This is a genomic window from Streptomyces sp. CNT360 (genome assembly GCF_000424785.1).
The window spans coordinates 1-3,269 of sequence record NZ_KE384246.1; the positions used below are offsets into that span (position 1 = coordinate 1).

The 3,269-nt window shown below is 70.9% G+C and carries 1 protein-coding gene; it reads left to right on the forward strand.

Annotated features, from left to right (window positions below):
* Window positions 1–3,269: SDR family NAD(P)-dependent oxidoreductase (locus H297_RS39380; protein ID WP_037795799.1), on the forward strand; the 3,269-nt coding region annotated here is incomplete at both ends.

Below are 3,269 nucleotides of genomic sequence, written 5' to 3' on the forward strand. Positions count from 1 at the left end.
CGTGAGGTGGTGGAGGGGCTGTCGTTCCATCCGCCACGGGTTCCGTTCGTCTCGACGGTGACGGGTGAGCGGGTGGTGGAGGAGATCGCGTCGCCGGGCTATTGGGTGGAGCATGTGCGGGCGACGGTGCGGTTTGCCGACGCGGTGGAGCGCCTGCGTGCCGATGGTGTGGAGACGTTCGTGGAGGTCGGGCCGGATGCGGCGTTGAGTGCGTTGGGTCCGGGTGTGGTGCCGGATGCGGTGTTCGTGCCGACGGTGCGCAGGGAGCGGGACGAGGTACGGGCTGTGGTGACCGCACTGGCACACGCGCACGTGCGTGGGGCCGAGGTGGACTGGCTGCGGGTGTTCGGCCGCGTGAGCGCAGCGGCGTCCGGGGAGCTGGATCTGCCCACGTACGCGTTCCAGCACCAGCGGTACTGGTTGGAGGGTTCGGGCTCGGTGTCGTCGTCGAAGGACGCGGTCGACAGCGAGTTCTGGGCGACGGTCGAACGCGCGGACGTGAGCGGGCTGGCCGAGGCGCTGAACATCGAGCCGACGCAGCAGACTGCGCTGGCCCAGCTCATGCCGGCTCTTGCGGCCAGGCAGCGCGAGCACCGGGAGCAGTCCGTGACAGCCTCCTGGCGCTACAAGGAGGCATGGACGGCGCTCGCGCGGAACGAGGGGCCGACGCGTCTCTCGGGCACGTGGGTCGTGGTGACCGGTGACACGGACCCGTCGCACGACACGGTCGTCCACGCTTTGGAGGAGCGAGGCGCACAGGCCCACCGCCTCGCTCCGGCGGACCGTGGACAACTCGTGGAGCAGCTCCGCGCTGTCCCGGCCGGGACCGGAACCCGGACCGATGCCGAGGCCGCCACCGATGGGCAGGCCGACATCAGGGGCGTCTTGTATCTCGGCGCCCTGGACGACCGTCCCGACCCGGCGTTCCCCGACGCGCTGAGCGTCGGCCTGGTAGGTGCCCTGCATCTCGCTCAGGCGCTGGGCGAAGCGGGCGTCGCCGCCCCGATGTGGTGTGTGACGCGTGGAGCCGTCGTCGTGAACCGGCAGGACGAGCGGGTGCACCCTGCCCAGGCCGCGATCTGGGGGCTCGGCCAGGTGGTCGCCGTGGAGCACCCGGACCGGTGGGGCGGTCTGATCGACCTTCCTGCGTACGACGACGAGGTGGGTCTCGCGCATCTCGTCGACATGCTGGGCGGCATACTTGCCGACGCATCGAACGAGAATCAGGTGGCCGTGCGCCGGTCCGGTGTGTTCGGCCGTCGGTTGGTGCCGGCACCGCTGGACCGTCGCCACGACAGGCGACAGCTTCGTGGCACCGTGCTTGTCACGGGCGGCACCGGCGCGCTCGGTGCTCACGCGGCGCGATGGGCCGTCGCTGAAGGAGCCGACCACGTCGTCCTGGCCGGCAGGCGCGGCCCGGACGCTCCCGGGGTGGAGGACCTCCGGGCGGAGCTGAGCGCGTCGGGGGCCGAGGTGACGGTCGTCGCTTGCGACGTCGCCGACCGCGACGAACTTGCGCGCGTACTCGATCGGATCCAGGCGACCGGCCAGGGGACCCACGCGCTGAGGGCCGTTCTGCACGTTGCCGGGACGCTCGACGACGGAGTCGTCGACGCGATGACTCCGGAGCGGCTCGCCGGTGTCATGCGAGCCAAGGCGCTCGGCGCCCGTCACCTCCACGACCTCACGCGCGACCTGGAGCTCGACGCATTCGTCCTGTTCGCTTCGGCGGCGGCCACCCTCGGCGCTGCCGGGCAGGCCAACTATGCCGCGGCCAACGCCTACCTCGAAGCGCTCGCCCACGAACGCCGGGCCGAGGGTCTTGCGGTCACCTCCATCGCCTGGGGGCCGTGGGCGGACGGCGGTATGGCGGACAGCGCGGTCGTCGGCCGCCAGCTACGCCGCAACGGCATCACTCCGCTGCGTCCGGAGACGGCGCTGGCGGCGTTGCGCCAGGCGTGGGAAAGGGACGAGACCGCGCTGACGATTCTCGACGTGAACTGGGAGCGGTTCGCGGAGGCGTCCCCCATGGCGCGCACGACACCGCTGTTGAGCGAGCTGCCGACCCTCCGGTCGGCCTGGACGAGGAGCGACAGCGCAGCGCTGTCCGGCATCGCGGCTCGGCTGTCCGGCGCCTCGGAGACGGACCGGACGCGTACGCTGCTGACCCTGGTCCAGGAGCAGGCCGCCGCCGTGCTGGGACATGCCCGCCCCGACACCGTCCGCCGTGACCGGGCCTTCGACGAGCTGGGCTTCGACTCCCTGACCGCCGTGGAGTTCCGCAACCGTCTCGCCACAGCCACGGACCTCGCCCTGCCGACGTCCCTGGTCTTCGACTACCCGACCCCCATCGAACTGGCCCGCCACCTGCTGGCCCGCTTCGCCGAGCACGCGGGAGAGCTCCGACCCGCGGAGAGCGAGGCGGACACCGGAACCCGCCCGGGCGGTGCGGCCACCGGCGACGACCCGGTCGTGATCGTCGGAATGGCATGCCGCTTTCCGGGCGGCGTGAACTCGCCGGAAGACCTGTGGGAACTCGTGCGGAACGGCGCGGACGCCGTGTCGGACTTCCCGACGGATCGCGGATGGGACATCGACGCGCTCTACGACCCGGAACGGAGCACGCCGGGCACGACGTACTCACGCCGCGGCGGCTTCCTGCACGACGCCGCCTGCTTCGACGCGGAGTTCTTCGGTATCTCCCCGCGTGAGGCAACTGCGATGGATCCGCAGCAGCGGCTGCTGCTGGAGACGTCCTGGGAGGCCATCGAGCGGGCGGGCATCGATCCCCGTTCGTTGCGGTCCGGGCAGACCGGCGTGTTCATGGGCACCAACGGTCAGGACTACGCGACCCTCCTGCGCCGCCCCCCGGAGGAACTGGAGGGATACGCGGGCACCGGCTCCGCCGCCGCTGTCTTCTCGGGCCGCCTGTCGTACACGTTCGGTCTTGAGGGTCCTGCGGTGACGGTGGATACGGCGTGTTCGTCGTCGTTGGTGGCGTTGCATCTGGCGGCGCAGTCGTTGCGTCAGGGGGAGTGTTCGCTGGCGTTGGTGGGTGGTGTGACGGTGATGTCGACGCCTGCTGCGTTTGTCGAGTTCAGTCGTCAGGGTGGGCTGGCGCATGACGGTCGTTGCAAGTCGTATGCGGCGGGTGCGGATGGTACGGGGTGGTCCGAGGGTGTGGGTGTGTTGTTGGTGGAGCGGTTGTCGGATGCGGAGCGCAACGGGCATCGGGTGTTGGCTGTGGTGCGGGGTTCGGCGGTGAATCA